Origin of the sequence: Paraburkholderia acidicola (assembly GCF_002362315.1) — a bacterium.
Classification (GTDB): Bacteria; Pseudomonadota; Gammaproteobacteria; order Burkholderiales; family Burkholderiaceae; genus Paraburkholderia; species Paraburkholderia acidicola.
Window position 1 is genome coordinate 340,718 of sequence record NZ_MTZV01000003.1, and the last position, 20,061, is coordinate 360,778.

General features: G+C 62.7%; 20 protein-coding genes. 5 read left to right on the forward strand and 15 right to left on the reverse strand.

All coding sequences use genetic code 11. The annotated features are described in order from the left end of the window. Positions 1–155: 155 nt before the first annotated feature. Positions 156–710 carry a GNAT family N-acetyltransferase gene (locus tag BWP39_RS09230; RefSeq protein WP_096719125.1) on the forward strand — a complete coding sequence of 185 codons (555 nt, stop codon included), beginning with the start codon at positions 156–158 and terminating at the stop codon, positions 708–710. 90 nt (positions 711–800) lie between these two features. Further along, positions 801–1,217: a RidA family protein gene (locus tag BWP39_RS09235; RefSeq protein WP_096719127.1), complete on the forward strand. Its 417-nt coding sequence runs from the start codon at positions 801–803 to the stop codon at positions 1,215–1,217. Between the two features lie 28 nt (positions 1,218–1,245). Here BWP39_RS09235 and map read toward each other — a convergent pair whose 3' ends face one another. Genes map through BWP39_RS31450 form a run of 3 tightly spaced genes read right to left on the reverse strand, consistent with a single transcriptional unit; the run spans position 1,246 to position 2,633 of the window. Then, a complete protein-coding gene (gene map, locus BWP39_RS09240; protein WP_096719129.1) occupies positions 1,246–2,013 on the reverse strand; it encodes a type I methionyl aminopeptidase in 768 nt (255 codons plus the stop codon). Then, complete coding sequence (locus tag BWP39_RS09245) at positions 2,010–2,222, reverse strand: ParD-like family protein (protein ID WP_096719131.1); 213 nt, start codon at positions 2,220–2,222, stop codon at positions 2,010–2,012. Before BWP39_RS09245 ends, map begins: the two co-directional genes overlap by 4 nt. A gap of 30 nt (positions 2,223–2,252) precedes the next feature. Then, positions 2,253–2,633, reverse strand: coding sequence for a hypothetical protein (locus BWP39_RS31450; RefSeq protein ID WP_133116842.1), 381 nt, complete (start codon positions 2,631–2,633; stop codon positions 2,253–2,255). Between the two features lie 134 nt (positions 2,634–2,767). Here BWP39_RS31450 and BWP39_RS09255 point away from each other — a divergent pair, with 134 nt between their 5' ends. After that, positions 2,768–3,934 (forward strand): porin, encoded by a 1,167-nt coding sequence (locus BWP39_RS09255; RefSeq protein ID WP_096719135.1) that lies wholly within the window; start codon positions 2,768–2,770, stop codon positions 3,932–3,934. A gap of 312 nt (positions 3,935–4,246) precedes the next feature. On the opposite strand, the gene BWP39_RS09260 is transcribed toward BWP39_RS09255, so the two are convergent. Together BWP39_RS09260 and BWP39_RS09265 are read right to left on the reverse strand one after the other, a co-directional pair. Continuing rightward, entirely contained in the window at positions 4,247–4,789 is a 543-nt protein-coding gene (locus BWP39_RS09260) for a cupin domain-containing protein (RefSeq protein WP_407944783.1), read from the reverse strand. Continuing rightward, a complete protein-coding gene (locus BWP39_RS09265) occupies positions 4,789–5,553 on the reverse strand; it encodes an NAD-dependent epimerase/dehydratase family protein (protein ID WP_096719137.1) in 765 nt (254 codons plus the stop codon). The genes BWP39_RS09260 and BWP39_RS09265 overlap by 1 nt, the downstream gene beginning before the upstream one ends. 97 nt (positions 5,554–5,650) lie before the next feature. Here BWP39_RS09265 and pdxR point away from each other — a divergent pair, with 97 nt between their 5' ends. Further along, positions 5,651–7,111 (forward strand): MocR-like pyridoxine biosynthesis transcription factor PdxR, encoded by a 1,461-nt coding sequence (gene pdxR / locus BWP39_RS09270; protein WP_096719139.1) that lies wholly within the window; start codon positions 5,651–5,653, stop codon positions 7,109–7,111. A 55-nt stretch (positions 7,112–7,166) separates the two neighbouring features. On the opposite strand, the gene BWP39_RS09275 is transcribed toward pdxR, so the two are convergent. From BWP39_RS09275 to BWP39_RS09285, 3 genes are all read right to left on the reverse strand, one after another. Beyond that, on the reverse strand, positions 7,167–8,510 hold the full coding sequence (locus tag BWP39_RS09275) for an EAL and HDOD domain-containing protein (RefSeq protein ID WP_096719142.1): 1,344 nt from the start codon (positions 8,508–8,510) through the stop codon (positions 7,167–7,169). 288 nt (positions 8,511–8,798) lie between these two features. Further along, a complete protein-coding gene (locus tag BWP39_RS09280; protein WP_096719719.1) occupies positions 8,799–9,593 on the reverse strand; it encodes an ABC transporter substrate-binding protein in 795 nt (264 codons plus the stop codon). 275 nt (positions 9,594–9,868) lie between these two features. Then, on the reverse strand, positions 9,869–10,774 hold the full coding sequence (locus BWP39_RS09285; RefSeq protein ID WP_096719144.1) for a LysR family transcriptional regulator: 906 nt from the start codon (positions 10,772–10,774) through the stop codon (positions 9,869–9,871). Positions 10,775–10,911: 137 nt separating this feature from the next. Between BWP39_RS09285 and gstA the strand changes: the two genes are divergently transcribed. Continuing rightward, entirely contained in the window at positions 10,912–11,526 is a 615-nt protein-coding gene (gstA, locus tag BWP39_RS09290) for a glutathione transferase GstA (protein ID WP_096719146.1), read from the forward strand. A 33-nt stretch (positions 11,527–11,559) separates the two neighbouring features. On the opposite strand, the gene astE is transcribed toward gstA, so the two are convergent. The 7 genes from astE to BWP39_RS09325 form a co-directional block, all read right to left on the reverse strand. Beyond that, a complete protein-coding gene (gene astE / locus BWP39_RS09295) occupies positions 11,560–12,618 on the reverse strand; it encodes a succinylglutamate desuccinylase (RefSeq protein ID WP_096719148.1) in 1,059 nt (352 codons plus the stop codon). Beyond that, entirely contained in the window at positions 12,602–13,942 is a 1,341-nt protein-coding gene (gene astB / locus BWP39_RS09300; protein WP_096719150.1) for an N-succinylarginine dihydrolase, read from the reverse strand. Before astB ends, astE begins: the two co-directional genes overlap by 17 nt. A gap of 14 nt (positions 13,943–13,956) precedes the next feature. Further along, positions 13,957–15,420, reverse strand: a complete 1,464-nt coding sequence (gene astD / locus BWP39_RS09305) for a succinylglutamate-semialdehyde dehydrogenase (protein WP_096719152.1) — start codon at positions 15,418–15,420, stop codon at positions 13,957–13,959. 8 nt (positions 15,421–15,428) lie between these two features. Continuing rightward, on the reverse strand, positions 15,429–16,472 hold the full coding sequence (gene astA / locus BWP39_RS09310; RefSeq protein WP_096719154.1) for an arginine N-succinyltransferase: 1,044 nt from the start codon (positions 16,470–16,472) through the stop codon (positions 15,429–15,431). Then, entirely contained in the window at positions 16,469–17,548 is a 1,080-nt protein-coding gene (gene aruF / locus BWP39_RS09315; protein WP_096719156.1) for an arginine/ornithine succinyltransferase subunit alpha, read from the reverse strand. Before aruF ends, astA begins: the two co-directional genes overlap by 4 nt. 81 nt (positions 17,549–17,629) lie before the next feature. Further along, on the reverse strand, positions 17,630–18,865 hold the full coding sequence (locus BWP39_RS09320; protein WP_096719158.1) for an aspartate aminotransferase family protein: 1,236 nt from the start codon (positions 18,863–18,865) through the stop codon (positions 17,630–17,632). Positions 18,866–18,970: 105 nt separating this feature from the next. Continuing rightward, positions 18,971–20,032 (reverse strand): GlxA family transcriptional regulator, encoded by a 1,062-nt coding sequence (locus BWP39_RS09325; protein ID WP_096719160.1) that lies wholly within the window; start codon positions 20,030–20,032, stop codon positions 18,971–18,973. Between the last annotated feature and the right edge of the window lie 29 nt (positions 20,033–20,061).

Genomic DNA, 20,061 nt, shown 5'->3' on the forward strand with positions numbered 1-20,061 from the left:
TGCTTGGTTTCGCCGACGGACACACATCAATTTTTAGCCGCGTGGGTGGAGTCACGTTAATCGCGCTATTCGGATGGACCGCCAGGTACTACATAGGGCAAATTCGGCGCTATTGGCATGGACAATCGCCAAACTAAGGCAGTTGCGATCGGACCATGATTTCGATACCTGCCAGGGGAATCCTCCTCAGGGACTTCCAATGGGACGACTTGCCGCAGTATCAAAACCTTCGAAGCGATCCGAAATTTCAGCGCTTTTATAGCGAAGAGGATTCTGGAGCAGACAGAGCCGGAGAGTTGCTCCGCATGTTCATCTCGCAGCGCGAAGAAGCGCCGCGGACGAAGTATCAACTGGCGATTGTCTCGGACACTGGCGACCTGATGGGTTCCTGCGGTATTCGAATTGAGCCCCCCGGGCACGCATCGATAGGTTGTGAGTTAGGACGGCGATGGCATGGGACGGGCGTTGCGAGCTATGCCGTGGATGCTCTGCTGGAATTCGGCTTCCTCGAACTGGCAGTTCAGCGAATCTTCGCGGAAACGATTTCGGAGAACAGGGCGGCGATAAGGCTCTGCAAAACCGTTGGCATGCACCTCGAATCGGAACGTGTGAATGATCGACGATTCAAGGGCCGGGAGTGGACTACGACAGTCCTTGCCATTAGCCGGGACGAGTGGCAAGCCGATCGTGTCCGGCACAAACCTCGCTAGCAGTGTTATGTTCACACGCACCGCCGCCCCACATCAAACACGGAGAACAACATGAGCAGCGCAATCGTGCGACACGAAACCCCTGGCGCCATGACGGAAGCGTGGGCGAGAGAATTTTCGGAAGCGATCGAAATTCCCGCCGGCGCGAAATATATCGTGTTGAGCGGCGTCGGTGCATTGCCGTCGAACCCGGATGCCGAACCGCACACCATTGCCCAGTTTGGCGACACACGAGCCCAAACGAAAAGCGTCCTGGATCAGATCAGCCATATCCTCGGTAGCAAAGGCTACGCATTGGGCGATGTCGTTGCTGTGCAGGCGATCTTCGTGGGTGATCCGGCGAACAACGGCAAACCCGATTACGAAGGATTTTCGAGTGTCTATCTGGAGTATTTCGGTTCTAAAACGCAACCCAATTTACCCACTCGCACTCGCTCGCAAGTCGTTGGACTAGTCGAACCTGGATGGCTTGTCGAAGTAACGGTGACAGCGGCAAAAACGGCGTAACGATCGCTATACCCTGCCCGCCTGACCGTCAGCTCAACATCTTTTCCCCGGCGCGCAATGTCAACACCCGTACACCGTTGTGCGTCACGGCGACCGTGTGCTCGAATTGCGCGGACAGTTGCCCATCGCGCGTGACGACAGTCCAGCCATCGTCTTCGGTTCGCACGGTAGGTCGCCCCTGGTTGAGCATCGGCTCGATCGTGAACACCATGCCTTCCTGCAGCGTCAGACCTGTTCGCGGCTTTCCCCAGTGCAACACCTGAGGATCTTCGTGCATTTCACGCCCGATGCCATGCCCGCAATATTCTCTGACGACCGAATAGCCGTTTCTCCGGGCGTGCCGTTCGATCGCATGGCCCACATCGCCAAGTCTTGCACCGGGACGAACGGCCTTGATGCCCTTCCACATCGCTTCGTAGGTCACTTGCACGAGCCGTTCGGCCAGCGGCGATACCTCGCCAACAAGGTATGTTTTGCTTGAATCCGCGATATACCCGTTTTTCTCTAACGTGATGTCGAAGTTAACGATGTCTCCACTTTGCAGGATCTCGGCAATGGACGGAACACCGTGGCAAACCACGTTATTGCGGGAAGAGTTAAGCGCGTAGGCATAGCCGTACTGGCCTTTGCTTGCCGGGCGCGCGTTGAGTTCGCTAACGATGAAACTATCGACCAGGTCATTGACCTGCATGGTCGACATACCGATCAGGCTCATTCCATCCAGATAGCCGAACACATCCGCCAGCAACTTGCCTGACTCAGCGAGCAGTGCGATTTCTTCTGGGCGCTTCGTCATGCTGAAGCCACCTTGATGGCTTCCTCCATCACCCCCGCGGCGCGCAGTTCGCGAGCCACGATTTCATTGAAACTCTGCGTCGGATTCATCTCGCACAACATGCCAATCTTGATCCAGAAAGCCGCTTGCGCGTTGATTGACCGGCACGACACTACGCTCGCCTTGCGCACCTGATCGTGCAGATCGTCGTCGATATTTACAATGCCCATGTCACTCTCAGTATATGAAACGTATACGAATCATATACTCACATCCATGACAACACAAGTACCCTTTGCCGATTCAAAGTGAACCTGGCTTTCTCCTTCGAGTATCGGTGAAACCAACATGAACGAGTTCACGACTTGCGCCACACTCGTTGCTGGTTTTACGTTTCTCATATCCAGCAGTGCCGTATATGCAATCGGCATGTTCAATAGCCCCGTCAGTGTGGCAGAGGCTATGGATAGCATGAAGTTATCGTTTGCCGGAAAGCTAAACGAAGGTGCGACGATCATGTTGCTTCTTGCATCGCCAGGGGAGATGGCATCTACGACAGCGGCAGTCCCGGCGGACCTCATTGCTGCCAAGGGATAATCCGGATTGCAAATACGGAATAATCCATCGATCACCCGCCACACCGCATTACGCCTTGTGTTACGTTTTTACGACAGTAGTTTATTTTTATTCCTTGAGTTAAAGGAGGTGCCTTATCCTCCCGCGCACAGCAATAAATAAATCCATCCGAAAACTACTCCTGGTCACTCAAATACGAATGAAAAACAGCAAAATCAAGGCAAGCGTTATCGCTGTTGCCGCTGTCGCAGTATCCCCGGCAGTAATGGCGCAGTCGTCGGTCACCCTGTATGGCATGCTCGACGCAGGTATTGGCTACACCTCGAACGTCGGTGGCCACAACAAGTTCAGCCTCGATGGCGGCGCCTCAGGTTCGAACAAGTGGGGTATCAAGGGTCAAGAAGACCTCGGTGGCGGCCTCAAGGCAGTCTTCAGGCTCGAAAATGGCTTCAACATTGCGACGGGCGGCATCGGCGGCCAGGGCCCGATCGGCACCTCACGTTCGCAGTTCAACCGCCAGGCTTACGTCGGCCTCGCTTCGGACCAGTACGGTACCGTGCGTCTGGGTCGTCAGCTCGATGCCGTGACGGAGATGGTTCAGGGCCTGACGGGCGACGCCATTTCGGCGTCGGCATTCTCGACCCCGGGCGACGTGGACAACAATGACAACACGACGAACCAGAACAACGCTGTGAAGTACATTTCGCCAACCTTCTACGGCTTCCAGGCTGAAGGCGCGTACTCGTTCGGCGGCGTTGCCGGTGCCACGGGTTCGGGTCAATCGTGGTCGGCTGCTGCGGACTACGTTCAAGGTGGTCTGACGGTCGCTGGCGGCTACTTCCGCGCTACAAACCAGGGTGAGAACGGCTGGGTGAACGCCACGGCACAACCGTCGTTCGGCGGTGCGCTGGGCTATCCGAGTTCGGGTTACTACGGCGGCAATGCGTTCAAGAGCGCGGGCATTGCTCAAATCGCTACCCAGTACCAGGTGGGGCCGTACACGGCTGGCCTGCGGTACTCGAACGCCCAGTACCAGGGCAACAATGGCCAGCCGTCGATCCACTTCAACGTGCTGGGCGCCCTTCTGCAATACCAGGTCACCCCGGCGCTGTCGCTGGCTACCGGGTACACGTATGTATACGGTTCGGCAGCCACGCCTACGCAAGCTGCCCAGGGCCGCACGATGGCTTCGATCAACCAGGTGTCGCTGGGTGCTTCGTACGCTCTGTCGAAGAGCACCTCGATCTACACCATGGGTGCCTACGTCCATGCTCAGGGCGCTCAGGCCTCGGCTGCTGACTTCGGCAACACCGCATCGGGCGGTAACCAGGTTCAAGTCAACATCGGCATGTACCACGGCTTCTAATCGCAGGTTCAGAAGCCCGGGGTAGTGGACTCATTACCCGGGCAAAGAAAAGCCCTGCCAGTAAATTGCACCCCAAACGTTGGACGTTGATCCAACCTTTGGGGTGTTTTTCATGAACCGCCTGGGTTTTCTTCGAATGCCATTTCGACGAGCCGGGAGCGCCGCCTGCAACAGGCCCGGCGAACGCCGCATTGACCCATTCGGATGAACCGTCTTGGGATGGGCCATAAACAAAAGCGCCCAGCTGGCCACAACCGAATGGCCGCTCTCGCTCGATGACGCGACAATCCCCTCTACGCGTTTGTAAGACCGTTACTGCGGCTCCGGAATCACCAACGGCCCGCAATCCCGATCCGTCACGAACACGGCCAGCAGCTTCGCCGGCCGCACCGGATCCGGATTCTCCGCCAGCAGGTGCAACGCGCGCGGCGGTTCGAACCATGTCGCACCACTGCGGTAATCGATCGCGGGCGTACCTTCCATCTGCGAACGCACCGTCCCCTCCAGCACGAACGCCGTCACCGATCCCGGATGCCGATGCGGGCCCGACAACGCCAGCGGCGGAAAATCGACCACCGCCGTCGTCACAGACTTGCCGGGCACATCCGGCAACGGTTCACACGACAGCACCTTGACCTGCGTAACCGGCCGGCTGGCCGCACCGGGTTGCGCAGGCGCACTCGAAAACATCGGCTGATCCGCTGCACTGCAGATATCCTGCAGCCACTGTTCGACGGAACCCGCCCCGCTGCCGGCATGCCGGAGCGACACGACCAACGGCATCAGCACCAGCGCCACGGTCGCCACGCGCGGCCATGCAACGCGACGGGGCATCACCGAGCACGCGGTGCTCATTACATCGCCTCCGTCGACAGACGCAGACCAGGTTCCCAACCCAGTTCGCGCCGTACACGCGCATTGCTGACCACATCATTGTCTTCAGTCACATTGAACGCACCGTGCGCCGCATGTTGCACGGCCAGCAGCGCCGCCCATGCAGCCGCTTCTACATGCACCGGGCTCGCGCCAGTCGCGCTCGCCGCACCGGTGCCCGGCCCGTACAACTGCCCGTAGCGCAGCACCGCACCGTGCAGTCCGGGCGTATCGAGCACACACCGTTCGAGCGCCGCCACACCGACGACGCTCACGCTACGCGCGCCTTGCGCCTCGAGATCGAGCGGCTGCGCTTCGGTGTAAGGCTGCGGACCAGGCGCATAAGCCCATGCAATGCTCTGCGCGACCATGCGTGCGCAGCCGGCGGCCAACGCCGCGTCGACCAGATTGCGCGTGCCTTCGCTGCGTATGCGCGCATTGCGGACCGCGGCATCGGCCATCTGTTTCGGGTCGAGGCCGGCCGGTAAATCGGTCAGTTGATGAATCACGACGGTCGGCGCGACGCGCTGCACTGCCGCGCGCAACGCCGCCGCGTCGAATACATCGACGACGACGGGAATCGCGCCGAGTGCATCGAGCACCGCCGATCGTTCCGCGCGCCGCGTGCTGCCGTACACCGTATAGCCCACACGCGTCAGCAGCGGCACCAGCGCCCGGCCGATGACACCGGTCGCGCCAGCCAGAAAGATCCGCTCGCCGCTTTTGCTTGTTGTCGTCGTTGTCATGGTGCTTCTCCTTCGCTATTTTTCCTGTTCATGTCCATCAGCGTAGCGTTACGATGCCCTGTGGAAAAGATCCAAGAATGGAGAAAATGATCAGGCCATGAATGCAGAGCACAGTTACCTCGATGCCCTCCAGCTCGATCGCGGCCAGCGCGTGCCGCTGCACCGGCAGATCTACGAACGCATGCGTAGCGCGATCGAGCAGCGCATGCTGCAACCCGGCAACCGCGTCGCGTCGGCCCGCGCGCTCGCGAGCGAACTCGGTGTGGCGCGTAGCACCGTCGAGGCCGCCTACCAGCAGCTGACCGGCGAAGGCTATCTGGTCGCGCGCGGCCAGGCCGGTACCGTCGTCTCCGCGCATCTTCCGCCGCCGGTGTCGCGCGCAGCGGGACCGCGTACGGTTGACCGGCACTCGCGCAAGCATTCAAGTGCCCTCCCTAACGCATTGCCGCAGGGCACTGCGCCGCCACCGTTCCAGCTCGGCACCCCTGCCCTCGATGCATTCCCGCGCAAGCAATGGACGCGCCTTGCCGCACGCCGACTGCGCATGACCTCCACCGCCGATATGTTCTACGGCGACCCGTGCGGCTACGGCCCGCTACGTCAGGCAATCGCCACTTATCTGCTCGTGTCGCGCGGCATTGCATGCAGGCCAGAACAGGTGTTCGTGACGGCGGGTTACCGGGCGTCGCTGGCATTCGTCGTGCGGACTCTGCTGAAACCGGGCGATCGCGTCTGGACCGAGGATCCGGGCTACCCACCCACGCGTGATGTGCTCGAACACGCGGGCAACCGCCCCGTCGCGATACCCGTCGATAGCGAAGGAATGCTCGTCGCGCACGGTATCCGTCACGCACCGAAGGCGCGTATGGCCGTCGTCACGCCATCGCATCAGGCGCCACTTGGCGTGTCGCTAACGCTGCCGCGGCGTTTGCAGTTGCTCGACTGGGCGTCGCGTACAAACGCGTGGATCGTCGAGGACGATTACGACGGCGAGTATCGCTACAGCGGTGCACCGCTGCCCGCGCTGAAGTCTCTCGACGCGCACGATCGCGTGATCTATGCAGGCAGTTTTTCGAAGACGCTCTACCCCGGTCTCGCGCTCGGCTATCTCGTGGTACCGGAACGGCTCGTCGATACGTGCATCGAGGCCGCGCGAACGTGGTCGAACGGTTGCCCGCAGATCACCCAGGCCACCGTTGCCGATTTCATGTCGGCGAGTCATTTCTCGCGGCATCTGAAGAAGACGCGGCTCCTGTATGCGCGGCGCCGGGCGATGCTCGTGGCCGCACTTGCAGCGGTGTTCGGTGAAAAGGTTCGCGTCGATCTGACGAGCGGCGGTATGCATCTGATCGCGCGCTTCACATCGCGTGTGGGCGATCGCGAACTCGCGCGACGTGCGCAGCAAGCTGGGTTGAATGCTCAGTCGCTATCGGGTCGTTATGCCGCGCGGCGTGGCCATAACCATAGCGATAAGGGGCTCTTGCTGGGCTTCACCAACATCGCTTCCGCTGACGAAGCAATGCGATTGTGTACGCGTCTACGTGAGGTGCTGAAATGAGGCGCTGAAGTGATGCACCGTCACTGTCGCAGTTCAATCGGCACACAATCGCCGCTCAGTCTTCGAATCGCTCCAGCCCCGACGCTTCCGCATTGCGATCCGCCACCCCAGCCCACGCAGCCGCCTCAAGCGCAAAGGCCGCGATCCGCGCAGCCGTCAATGGTGCAAGCTGCACACAGAGCGCATCGAGTTCCGCCCACGCACCGCGCTCGAGCGCTTCGATCGCCGACAGCAGCGTGCCCAGCACGCCATCGCGCGTCAGGATCGCCGCACGGATCGGTCGCGCCAACGTCAGCACGTTAAGCGTCCCTTCGAGCGAGCCACCAAACACCGCATCGACAAACGAAAACACGCCTGTCAGAAACGCCGCATCCGCTTCATCGCGACCCGCGGCCGGCAGATGCGTAATCGCGAGTTCCATGAACCGCGCGCGCGTCGCCGCAAGCTGCAGCAGCGGATCGTTTTCGAGTGCGACCTTGCGACCGTCCGCGTAAAGCAGCAATTGCGTCCATCGCGCGATGCGGTCGGTGCCGGTCGCATTGATCGCGTCGCGCAGCGTCGTCACCTTGCGACCGCTAGCGAGACTGCTCGCGTTGGCAAGCCGCATCAGATGCATCACCAGTACCGGGTTCAGCTTCAGTTCGGTTTCGAGCTGCGCGACGGTCGGCTCCGAGCCGAGCAGATGCAGCAGATTGAGCAACGCGTGGCGCGGTGCGCTGACACGCCGCGCCGACGAAGCCTGCGGACGTGCAAAGAAATAACCCTGAAAACGGTCGAAATCCAGTTTGAACGCCGCTTCGAAATCGGTCTGCGTATCGATACCCGATGCGATCAAAATCTTGCCCGCTGACTTCAGCGCGCTCACAAGCTTCGGCAGTATCGCCTGCGCGATGCCGGTGAAATCGATCTTGACGGCTTCGGCATAAGGCAGCAGTTGCGCGAACGTATGATCGGCCTGCACAACCGCATCGAGCACAAAGCGGTAGCGCCGCGCATGCAGCGTGACGATGCGCGCGATCAGTTGATGGTCTACGGTGATATCGGGTGGCAGTTCGAGGAGAAAGCGCTCGGCGGGAAGCATGGCGAACGATTCGTCGAACAGCATCTCGCGCGTGACATCGAGGTAGCCGATGTGCCCGACGAGCGCAGCGCGCACGGCCGGCTGGATCGCGGCACGCACGACCGGGTGCACGCCGATGAGCCGGTCCGGTACGGGGGTGGCAGTGGTGTGAGGATCGGCGTCACCGGGCTGTGCCGCACGGGCTTTCAGTTCGTAACCGCACAGCATCGCATCGCGATCGAGCAATGGCTGACGCGCAAAATAAACCTGCTCTTCGATACTGCCCGTCATGCCCGGCACGGCCTGGCGGCGCGGATCTTCGGCCGCGATCGTATTCATTCCAGTCCCCTGGCGAAGCGCGGCGCGCTTCGGCCTGCTTTGGTCTTTGCTTGTGTGTGGGCGTCCGAACCGGTTGCGAATGCTGACAAAGGCTTCCAGCAACTTTCCGGGCGCCCGGCGATTCTAGCGCAGAGCGCCGCACGGGGCATGGATATGTACGAGATCGCGCCACGCGTATGGGCACGCAAAAACGCCACTGGCCGCTTCGCGGCGGCCAGTGGTCAAACACTTCGGGGGATGCTGTTCATGCGCCTGCCATCGTGTGACAGGCACATGTCGACCAGCGATTTACTTCAACACGACCTTCACGTCGAAGTACTTCGCAGCGAAACGATCGATACTGCCGTCCGTCTTCAGATCCTTCAGCGCCTGATTGAGCGCATCCTTCAGCGCCTTGTCGCCCTTACGCACGCCAAAACCCACCCCGGCGCCGAGCAGCTTCTCGTCGCTGACCGGCGGTCCCGCGAATTCATAGCCCGCACCCTGCGGACGCTTCAGGAAGCCCTTCGATGCCGCTTCCGCGTCCTGGAACGCCGCGTCGAGACGACCCGACGCGAGATCCTGATAAATCTGGTCCTGCGTCTGGTACGGCACGACGTCCACGCCGGCCGGCGCCCAGCGCGCCTTCGCATAGGCTTCCTGAATCGTGCCCTGCAGCACGCCCACGTGTTTGCCCTTCAGCGAGGCCGGCGTCGGCAGCAGCCCACTGCCCTTCTTCGCGATCATCTGGTTGGGGATGACGTAGATCGGGTCGGTGAAATCGATGGCCTGGCGGCGTTGTTCGGTGATCGTCATGTCGGAGTTGATCGCGTTGAACTTGCGCGCCTGCAACGCAGGAATCAAGCCGTCGAACGCATTTTCAACCCACACGCATTTCACTTTCAGCTTCGCGCAGACCGCATTGCCGATGTCGATATCGAAGCCTTGCAGTTCGCCGGTCGGCGACTTCGATTCGAACGGCGCGTAGGACGCTTCGACACCGAAACGGATTTCCTTGAGATCGCTTGCCGATGCGCTGCCTGCTGCTGTCGTTGCCGCGGCGAACATCGCGAGTGCGGCGAGGTTTCGCCAGTTCATGTTCATCATGGGTATTCCAGGAGGGATTTCAGTCAAACCAAAACAGGATCGAGCCGGGCCGCACAGGATCGCAGCACCGGCGTATCGCTTCAAATGCGGTCGATCGGCGTGATGCGCCGCAGCAGTCGCGAACGCGCGATTGTACAGGGCCTGCACCCGCGAGCCTGGCGAGGACGCGTGACCAGGAGGGTTTTGACATGGCGACGATGGACGCAGCGAATCCGCAATTTCGTGTCGCGTGCGGGCAAGGATAGCGAGGCAAGACGCCGCGATACGATGCGTTAGCGCCCGCCGCCGTCGGCGACATCGTGTGCGAGCCACGTAGCGAGATGCGTGAACACCGCGGCAACATGTGGCAAGTGGCGCGACTCGGGATGCGCCAGCACCCAGATCTGCGATTCGGCTTCATCGAGCGGTGGCGTCAGTTGCACGAGATCGTCGCGGCCGCGGGCCAGTAACACCGGCAGGATGCCGACGCCGAAACCGCGCGCGACGATCTCCAGCACCGCCATCACGCTGTTGGTCCGGTAGCGCGGCTGCACGCCCGGGCAATGGCGCTTGCGCCACAGCACCGAAGGATGGTCGCCGAGCGAGCTGTCGGGTGCGACCCAGTCGCAACGCGTGAGCGTCTCGAGATCCCCCGCGTGAATACCGCTCGATTTCGCGGCGAACGCCGCAATGCGCAGCGGTCCGACTTTCTTGCCCACCAGATGCTCGGGCGCACGTTGCGTCGCGCGTACAGCGATGTCCGCATCGCGCTTCGTGAGGCTCGCCAGCGAGTTATTCGCGGTCAGTTCGAACGACAGCGCCGGATGCAGCGCCGCGAAATCGCGCAGTGCAGGTAGCACGAGGCCGTACAGGACGGTGTCGGTGGTGGTGACGTGTACCGATCCGGAGACGCGGTGATTGCTCGCCTGCACGCTCGAACGTGCAGCCGTCAGTTCGCTCTCGATACGTTCGGCGTGCCGCGCGAGTTGCAGGCCAAGCGGTGTGGCCCGATAGCCGGTCCGCGAGCGTTCAAACAACCGCTGAGCGAGCCCGCGCTCGATGCGCTGCACCGCGCGGAACATCGTCGATGCATCGATGCCGAGCCGCAGCGCCGCTTCGGCGAGTGTGCCGGCCCGGACCAGTGCGAGTATCGTCTGGGTGTCCGCCGGTGTCAGTTCGTATTGCGTTTTTGCACGCATGGTTTGGCAATCCGCCTGTTTGTCCGCGAGTCGAACCGGTGCTACTTTTACCACATCGACTTGTCGGCCGACGAGCCGTGCAACCGGACACGCTTACGTGCTCCGCAGTCACTCACCCTCAAGCCAAGGATTTCTGCATGAAACTCTACTTCTCTCCCGGCGCCTGTTCGCTCGCAGTCCACATCGCACTGCGCGAAGCGGACGTCGACTTCCAGGGCATCAAGGTCAATCTCGCGCAGCACAAACTCGCGAGCGGCGAAGACTACTACGCGATCTCGCCGCGCGGCTATGTGCCGTTGCTCGAATTCGACGACGGCACGCGGCATGTGGAAGGCGCCGCGCTGCTGCAATACGTCGGCGACCTCGATGCGCAGCACGCGTTGATTCCGCCGGTTGGCTCGGCGGCGCGGCTCGCGGTGCTCGAATGGTTGACCTTCATCAGCTCGGAACTGCATAAGACGTTCAGCCCGTGGCTATGGCACGCGGATACCGCCGAATCGACCAAGGCAGCGTGCCTTGCGAAGCTCGCCGCGCGTTTCTCGGAACTCGACCAGGTGCTCGCCGATCGCGACTACCTGACCGGGTCGTTCACGGTCGCCGATGCGTACGCGTTCACGATCGTCAACTGGGCGCCGATGCTGAAGGTCGATCTGTCCGCGTATCCGCATCTGCAGGCGTATCAGGCGCGGGTCGCCGCCCGGCCGAAGGTGCGCGAGGCGTTGATCGCGGAAGGTCTGGTGAAGGCTGCCTGAGCCTAAACATAAACCTAAGCCTGACAGGCAGGCTCAGGCGAGTGCGGCGAGGGTTTCGCGCGTCGTTTCGATCACCAGCAGGCCGGCGCGCAAACCGGGCTTCACGGTCGGATTCGGAAACACGATGCGCTCCTCGTCGTGCCGCACGATGTAGCGATAATCGGCGTCGCGTGCGAGCAGCGTGTCTTTCGCGAACGGCGTGAAGTTCGGCACGTCGGCGGCGACCAGTAGTTCGAATGCGTCGCTCTGCTTTGTGATCTGGTCGATTACCGTGAAGACGCGTGGCAGCGGCGCGTGCTCGCTTGCGGTGTGTCCGGGGCCTGCGAGTAACTGGCGCAGTGCATGATCCGCCCCGGCGAAACGCGTCAAATCGTTCTGACCAAACGGCCGCACCTTGCCCAGTTCGAGCGTGCATGCCTGCGCGCCGCAATACTCGGCGGTGAAGTGCGAGTAGGTGTTGGCCTTTGTCGTATGCAGCAGGACGGCGGCGATCTGCGCTTCGCCCAGCCACTCGAACATCGTGCGCGAGAGCGGCGCACCGGTGTATGGCAGCAGCGCGAACCGCTCGAACACCGATGCGCGGATTGCCGTGTGCAAGTCGATGTGCCAGCGGGTTGAGGATGCTTCCGTTGCAGCCGCTGCACCAAAGAACTGCACCGCCGCACGTTCGAGCGCAACCGCACGCGGTGTCTCGCGACTATCCGGCAACTGCGCATGGCGTCCGCTGAACAAACGGTTCAGATCGTCATCCAGATACCGGCACGACGCGCGCATCGCCGCGACGTTGCCGAGTATCACGAGCAGGCGGCACGTGAGCGTTGCGCGCCCTTCGGCGATATCGGCTACAAGGCGCGACAGCAGTTCGATCGGTGCCGTTTCGTCGCCATGCACCCCCGCCGAAGCCAGCACGCTGCATGCGCCCGGCGGCACATCGGGCTCGAACTGCAACACACCTTCATCGAGCCACGTCCAGCGCACACCGTTCGCGCACACACCTTGCGTGTGTCCTTCCTGCAGACGTTCACCCGCCAGTGTCCACGCGAGAAAATCAGCGAGCATCGTGCTCGCGCCAGGTTCAACGCTGGAAGTCATACAGCGAGCCCAGGCCGAGAATCTGCGTCAGTTCATCGAGTGCGGTGCGTGACTCGCGCAGCAACTGCGGATCGGTGAGATCGGACGGTGCGAGGCGATCGCGATAGTGCTTCTCGATCCAGCCATCGAGCCGGCCAAACAGCGTGTCGTCGATCCACACACCTGGCGCCACCGCGGCACGCTCCGCTTCGTTCAACACGACGCGCAACCGCAGACACGCCGGACCACCGCCGTTCTTCATGCTTTCGCGCAGATCGAACACGAGCACGTCATCGATCGGACCACCACGTCCTGCCAGTCCATCGAGCCACGCCGCCACGCGAACGTTCTCGCGGCATTCCTGCGGCACGACCAAGACCTGGCGACCATCGGGACACGTCAGCAGCTGGCTGTTGAACAGATACGACGACACCGCGTCGGCAACGCTGACCTGCGCATCCGGCACTTCGATCACGTCGAAAGGTGCGCCGAGTTTCGTGAGCTTCGTGCGTAGTTCGTCGTACACCGCGTTCTGCTCGACAAATGCAAGCTGATGACAGAACAACGTATGACGATTACCGACTGCGATCACGTCGTTATGGAACACGCCCGCGTCGATCACGTCGGGGTTTTGCTGCGCATAGACGGTCGTTGCTTCGGTGAGCCCGTGGCGTTGCGCAACCGCGCGACTCGCTTCGAAAGTTTGCCGCGCCGGGTAAAGCTTCGGCTCCGGCCCACGCCGGTATTCGCTGCGTCCGTAGACGAAGAACTCGACGCCGCGCGTGCCGTACTCCGCGCTAAAGCGCGTATGGTTCGCCGCGCCTTCGTCGCCGAGCGCCGGCGTGCCCGGTAACGCTTCATGCACCGCGAAGCGCGCGGGGTCCGCGAAGATCGCGCGCAGTGTGCGGCGCGTCGATTCGTGTTCGATCGCGCGATGCAGCTTGCTGCACAGATTCGCGGGCGTGAAATGTACGCGACCATCGTGCGTATCCGCCGACGGGCTCACGGTCGCCGCGTTCGCGGTCCACATCGCCGATGCCGAACTCGCCGCGGCGAGCAACTCGGGCGCGTCCTTCGCAACGCGCGCGATCACGGTCGCGTCGTCGCCGGAGAAGCCGAGTTCGCGCAACAGCCGCATCGATGGGCGTTCCTGCGGGGGCAACACGCCCTGGCGAAAACCGAGATCCGCAAGCTGCTTCATCTTGCGCAGCCCCTGTTTTGCAGCGGCCTTGGGGTTTGCGGCGGATTTCTCGTTGCTCAGCGACGCGACGTTGCCGAACGACAGCCCCGCGTAGTTGTGCGTCGGGCCGACAAGTCCGTCGAAGTTGGCTTCCGTGGCTTGCATGGTCGTTTCCCCGCTCAGAAGTGAAGGCCCGGCGAGACACTCGCGGGCATCTGCAGTTGCGCGCTTTCGACCGACGCCATCGGATAGGCGCAATAGTCGGCGGCGTAATACGCGCTCGGCTGGTGGTTGCCCGAGCGGCCCGTGCCGCCGAATGGAGCCGCCGACGAAGCACCGTTGGTCGGACGATTCCAGTTGACGATACCGGCGCGCACCGTGTGCTGGAATTGCGTCCACAGTGCTTCGTCGTCGGCCAGCAGGCCCGCCGACAGACCGAAGCCGGTGTCGTTCGCGCGTTCAATCGCTTCGTCGAAGGTGCGGTAGCGCGCGATCTGCAAGAGTGGCCCGAAGTGTTCTTCGTCGGGCAACCCCGTCAGTCCGCTCACATCGAGGATGCCCGGCGTGACGAAGCCCAGTTGCGGTTCGCGTTGCTGCATCGACAGCAGCGGCTTCGCACCGGCGGCCACGAGGCTCGCCTGCGCATCGACGAGCCGCGCCGCTGCGCGTGCGGAAATCACCGCACCCATGAACGGCTGCGGATCGGCATCGTATTCGCCAACCGCGATCCGCGCCGTCACTTCGACCAGGCGCGCGATGAAGCGCTCGCCGAATGCATCGTCGGGCACCAGCAGACGCCGCGCACACGTGCAGCGCTGCCCCGCCGACAGAAACGCCGATTGAATCGTGTGATGCACGGCCGCATCGAGATCGGCCACCGGCGCAACGACGAGCGGATTGTTGCCACCCATCTCGAGCGCAAGCACGATTTCCGGACGACCGCCGAACTGCCTGTGCAACAACGTGCCGGTATCCGAGCTACCGGTGAAAAACAGACCATCGATCTGCCGATGATTCGCCAGCGCAATGCCAGTATCCTTCTCGCCTTGCACGAGGTTCAGCACACCCGCGGGCAAACCAGCATCGCGCCAGGTTTCGACGGTTGCGCGTGCAACACCCGGCGCCAGCTCGGACGGCTTGAACACAACCGCATTACCCGCGATCAACGCCGGGACGATGTGCCCGTTCGGCAGATGGCCTGGAAAGTTATACGGCCCGAACACCGCAACGACACCATGCGGACGATGACGCAGTACCGCGACACCGTCGGCCATCGGCGCGCGCTTCTCGCCGGTGCGCTCGTTGTACGCCTGAATCGAGATCTCGACCTTGGCCGCCATCGATGCGACTTCCGTGCGCGCTTCCCACAGCGGCTTGCCGGTTTCACGTCCGATCGCCACCGCGATCGCTTCCTTGCGTTCGGTGAGCAGCGCGGCAAAGCGGCGCACGATCGCGCAGCGCTCGTCGAGCGACTGTGCGGACCATGCCGCGAACGCGCGGCGAGCGCTGCGCACTGCGCGATCGACGTCATCTGCCGATGCGCTCGCGCCTTCCCACACGGTCGCGCCCGTGCCCGGGTTGCGCGAGGCGAATACCTGTCCTGTGCCGGCGGTCCATTCGCCGTCGATGTAAAGCTCGGTCATGATCGTCCTTATCTGTGTTTCAGCGGCAGCACGCGTACCGGGTCGCCGGCTTTCACGTTCAATGCCGCGGCTTCCTCTGCCGTGAGACGGAACGCGCCGTCGTGCGGCACACCAGCTACGGCGCCGACGCGAAAATCGTCGAGCGAGGTGTTCGATACCAGCGAGCGCTGCTCCGCCTGCGTTGCATCGGTCACGTTCACCTCGTGCGCTACGCCGATCGCCACCGGTACGACGACACTCTCGCGCACCGTGCGCAGATCCGCGACGTGGCATTCGAGCACCGGGCCCGCATCGAAAATATCGACGTGATTTTCGTAACGCAGCCCTTCCGCTTCGAGCATCCGGCGCGCCGGAATCGTGTCGCTGTGAGTGAGGCCGACGCATTCCTGCGCCTCTTCTGGCAACAAATCGACGTACACCGGGAAGCGCGGCATCAACTCCGCAAGAAACGATTTACGCCCATGCGAGCTGAGGTAATCGGCCGCGTTGAAATCGATCTGGTAGAAGTGCGAACCCACCGAGCGCCAGAACGGCGATGTGCCGTCCGCGTCGAAATGGCCACGCAGTTCCGCGCAGATACGCTGCGGGAAATACTCGCGAAACTGCGCAATAAACATGAAGCGCGAGCGCGACAGCAAGCCGCCTACACCGCCCGTGCGATAGCGAGGGCTTAGAAACAGCGAACACACTTCCGCATAGCCGGTGAGGTCGTGCGAGATATTCAGCGCGCGCATCCGCGTCCAGATACCAAGGTCCTGGCTCGCGTGCACGACGGTGCTCACGCGATAGTTGTAGAACGGCTGCTCAAGACCCACCGCGGTTTCGATGCCGCAGACACCGGCAACGTCGCCGGTGGCGGTGTCTTCCATCACGAAGAAATAGCCGGCTTCGTGCGCTTCCGCACGGCCTTCCATGGTCCGGCGCGAACGTTCGATCCGCGCGGCGAGCGCTTCGCGGTCCGGCTTGAAAGTGGTGAGGCCGGGGCCGGTTTCCTGAGCGAGCGCGACTAGCGCGTCCACATCGCCCGTCTGCACGACGCGAACGACGATCATTGTGCGTCTCCCGAAGATTCGTTACTCGCCCGGTTCACCGTATCCGCCTGCAAATGCAGCGGCACGCAGCGCACCGTATCGCTTTCCCGCACACCGAGCGCCGCGCGCGCGGCGGCCGAGAGCGGCGCACTGCCGCGCTGCGCCGGCAGATCGCCGAGCACGCAGCGAAACTCGCCCGCGCGGTTGCTGGCGATCAGATACGTGGCGTCGCGGTCATTGTGTTCCTGCGGTTCAGCATCGCTAACCGCACGCGTCTCGTTGCGCACGACACACGCGCTGCGATCGATCTGCGCAGTCAGCACCGGCCCCGCATCGAAGATATCGACGTAGCGGTCGGTCTCGAAGCCTTCCTCGAGATGAATCTCGTAAGCGAGCAGCGCTTTCTCGTCGGGCTCGCCGAGCACGCGTTGCGCCGCTTCCGGCAGCAGCGGCACATACAGCGGGTAGCTCGGCATCACCTCGGCGATGAAGGTGCGACTGCGGCCACCCGATTCCACTTCGATATCGGCGAAATCGCGGCCGAAGAACTTGCGGCCCACCGCTTCCCAGAACGGCGACATGCCGGCTTCGTCGGTCACGCCGAGCAGTAGCGAGAACACCTCGGGCGTGAAGCGGCGGCGGTTCGCTGCGATGTACATCATCCGTGCACGCGACATCAGGTGTGCCGCCGCGTCGCCGCGCAATGCCGGGTCGATGTAATACCCCGCGAGCCGGCTTCTGCCGGTCAGCTCATGCGACATCGTCAGTGCGTGGATCTTGCGGTTCACATGCAGCTCGCGCGACGCGTGGATCAGCGCGTCGTTGCGAAACGCGTAGAACGGCTCCGAATAGCCGGCTGCCGCCACGATGCTAGCGGTGCCGCGCAGCTTGCCAGTCTCGCTGTCTTCGAGCACGAACAGATAGAACTCTTCGCCCGGAAAATCGACTTCCGCGCTAAACGAGTCCTCCGACAGCGCGACCCGCGCTTCGAGCGCGCGCCGGTCGTGCGGCAGCGAGTGCAGCACGGGTTGCGCCGTGCGCGCCATGTGTTCGAGCGCGTCGAGATCGGCGAGACGGCCGGGGCGTACGAAGAGCATCGTCGTTCCAGTGAATGAGTTGAAGCGCGGTGAAGGAACCTGACGGGCCTGGTGAGTACGGTAACTTCGCTAACGCTAGCGTTAGCGTGACGGCGCGTCCGCAGTCGCGCCGACCACTTCCTCGATCGCCTTGCCGATGCGCACGAAACCTTCGTTCAGGTCATCGAGCGGCATCACCAGCGATGGCGCAAAACGCAGCACGTCCGGCCCCGCGATCAGCAGCATCGCGCCGTGTGCGGCACATGCGGTGAGGAAGTCTTTCGCACGGCCCTTGTACGCATCCGTGAGTTCGGCGCCGATCAGCAGGCCCTTACCGCGCACTTCGCTGAAGATGCCGAAGCGTTTGTTCAGTTGCGCGAGCTTCGCCTTGATCGCGTCGCCACGCTGACGCACGCCTTCGAGCAGATCTGGATCGCTGATCAGCTCGACGACCTTCTCCGCGATTGCGGCGCCGAGCGGGTTGCCGCCGTACGTCGTGCCGTGCACACCAACCTTGAAGTGCGCGGCCAGTTCGTTGGTGGTCAGCATCGCGCCGATCGGAAAACCGTTGCCGAGCGCTTTCGCGGTAGTCAGGATGTCGGGCGTCACGTCCGTGTCCTGGTACGCATAGAAGTAACCGGTGCGGCCTACCCCTGTTTGTACTTCATCAAAAATCAGCAGTGCGCCGTGCTGGTCGCACAGTTCGCGCAGGCCGCGCAGGAACGCTGGATCGGCGGGAATCACGCCGCCTTCGCCCTGGATCGGCTCGACGATCACCGCACAGGTTTTCGCGCCGATCGTCTTGCGGGCAGCGTCGAGATCATTGTACGGCAGATGAACGATGCCGGCCGGCACCGGGCCGAAGCCTTCCGAATACTTCGGCTGGCCACCGACGCTGACCGTAAAGAACGTGCGCCCATGGAACGATTGCGTGAACGACACGATCTCGACCTTATCGGCGCCGTGACGCTCGAACGCGACGCGACGCGCGAGCTTCAACGCCGCTTCATTCGCTTCCGCACCGGAGTTCGCGAAGAACGCGCGGTCGGCGAACGTCAGGTCTTCGAGGCGCTTTGCAAGGCGCAGCACCGGTTCGTTCGTGTAGCCGTTGCCGATGTGCCAGAGCTTGCTGCCCTGCTCGTGCAGCACTTTCAGCAGTTCCGGGTGCGCGTGGCCAAGTGCCGTGACGGCGATGCCGCCGGCGAAGTCGATATATTCGCGGCCCTGGGTATCCCAGATGCGCGAACCTGCGGCGCGGTCCGGCACGAAGGCGGCTGGCGAGAACAGCGGCACCATGACTTCATCGAAGGTCTGGCGGGTCACAGTCAGGTCGTTCATGGCGAATCCTCGTTGCGGTAATAGCAGATAGTGTAGGAAACCCCGTGCGAAACGTCTTGCGCACAGGCGACGTGTTCTGTCGGGCTCGCCGCGTTTTTATCGGTTTTACGCGCTGGACGAGCCGGGCATGTCCGGCGGCTCGATCAGCGCGCCCGGCCGCGGCTCGCTCGCCGCCGCGCCGGCGCCGCCGTGCTGCCGGTCGAGCCAGTTGCGGCGGTCTTCGCGCGGCGTCACGCCGAAACGCTCGCGGTACGCATTCGAAAAGTGCGCCGCCGACGAAAACCCGCACGCCAGACTGATCTGCACGACCGATTTGCTCGTGCGCTGCAACTGCGTGCGCGCTTTCGACAGCCGCAGCCCCAGGTAGTACTTGGACGGCATCGAGCCGAGATACTGGCGAAACAGGCGCTCCAGTTGCCGCCGCGACACGCCGACCAGACCGGCGATCTCGTCGGTGGTGAGCGGATCTTCGGTGTTCGCTTCCATCAGTTGCAACGCATCGTTCAGGCGCGGATGGCGCTCGCCGGGCGCGGTCACGAACGGAATGCGCTGGCGTTCTTCGCCCGCGCGCAGCACGCCGACGCCGAGCGTGTCCGCAATCCGTTCCGCGAGTTCCGGGCCGTGCTCGCGGCCGATCATCGCAAGCATGAAATCGACGGTGGCCTGGCCGCCCGCGCAGGTGGCGCGATCGCGGTCGATCTCGAAGATCTGCTGCGTGACGATCGAACGCTCGAACTGCTCGGCGAACTGCTGATAGGTTTCCCAGTTGACGCTCACGCGGTAGCCGGACAATTGCCCCGCCATCGCGAGCCACCACACGCCGTGATGAATTCCGGTGACGAGCGGCGTGCGCTGCCCGACACGCGACAAACTGGCGAGAAACAGCCGGTAATCGGCAAACTGCTGGAAGCGCTCGCTAACGACAATCAACCAGTCGCACGACACCGCATCGCCGAACGCCGTATCGGCGGGCCATTGCGCGCCGCCCGACAGCGGCACCGGGCGCCCGTCCCACGAACACACCTGCCAGCGATACAACGCACGTCCATCGATTTCATTGGCGAGCGTCAACGCATCGACGATCGGCCCGATGCCCGACATCGAGACCGGCGGCAAGGCGACGATCGCGACCTGCGTCGTACGGGTGGGACTTGATGTTCGAGCCATCGGCAATCCGCTCGGGCTGGCGCCGCGCG

Coding starts and splice junctions, on each gene's coding strand:
- BWP39_RS09230 (WP_096719125.1), top strand. CDS start 156: ATGATTTCGATACCTGCCAGGGGAATCCTCCTCAGGGACTTCCAATGG.
- BWP39_RS09235 (WP_096719127.1), top strand. CDS start 801: ATGACGGAAGCGTGGGCGAGAGAATTTTCGGAAGCGATCGAAATTCCC.
- map (WP_096719129.1), bottom strand. CDS start 2,013: ATGACGAAGCGCCCAGAAGAAATCGCACTGCTCGCTGAGTCAGGCAAG.
- BWP39_RS09245 (WP_096719131.1), bottom strand. CDS start 2,222: ATGGGCATTGTAAATATCGACGACGATCTGCACGATCAGGTGCGCAAG.
- BWP39_RS09255 (WP_096719135.1), top strand. CDS start 2,768: ATGAAAAACAGCAAAATCAAGGCAAGCGTTATCGCTGTTGCCGCTGTC.
- BWP39_RS09260 (WP_407944783.1), bottom strand. CDS start 4,789: ATGAGCACCGCGTGCTCGGTGATGCCCCGTCGCGTTGCATGGCCGCGC.
- BWP39_RS09265 (WP_096719137.1), bottom strand. CDS start 5,553: ATGACAACGACGACAACAAGCAAAAGCGGCGAGCGGATCTTTCTGGCT.
- pdxR (WP_096719139.1), top strand. CDS start 5,651: ATGAATGCAGAGCACAGTTACCTCGATGCCCTCCAGCTCGATCGCGGC.
- BWP39_RS09275 (WP_096719142.1), bottom strand. CDS start 8,510: ATGAATACGATCGCGGCCGAAGATCCGCGCCGCCAGGCCGTGCCGGGC.
- BWP39_RS09280 (WP_096719719.1), bottom strand. CDS start 9,593: ATGAACATGAACTGGCGAAACCTCGCCGCACTCGCGATGTTCGCCGCG.
- BWP39_RS09285 (WP_096719144.1), bottom strand. CDS start 10,774: ATGCGTGCAAAAACGCAATACGAACTGACACCGGCGGACACCCAGACG.
- gstA (WP_096719146.1), top strand. CDS start 10,912: ATGAAACTCTACTTCTCTCCCGGCGCCTGTTCGCTCGCAGTCCACATC.
- astE (WP_096719148.1), bottom strand. CDS start 12,618: ATGACTTCCAGCGTTGAACCTGGCGCGAGCACGATGCTCGCTGATTTT.
- astB (WP_096719150.1), bottom strand. CDS start 13,942: ATGCAAGCCACGGAAGCCAACTTCGACGGACTTGTCGGCCCGACGCAC.
- astD (WP_096719152.1), bottom strand. CDS start 15,420: ATGACCGAGCTTTACATCGACGGCGAATGGACCGCCGGCACAGGACAG.
- astA (WP_096719154.1), bottom strand. CDS start 16,472: ATGATCGTCGTTCGCGTCGTGCAGACGGGCGATGTGGACGCGCTAGTC.
- aruF (WP_096719156.1), bottom strand. CDS start 17,548: ATGCTCTTCGTACGCCCCGGCCGTCTCGCCGATCTCGACGCGCTCGAA.
- BWP39_RS09320 (WP_096719158.1), bottom strand. CDS start 18,865: ATGAACGACCTGACTGTGACCCGCCAGACCTTCGATGAAGTCATGGTG.
- BWP39_RS09325 (WP_096719160.1), bottom strand. CDS start 20,032: ATGGCTCGAACATCAAGTCCCACCCGTACGACGCAGGTCGCGATCGTC.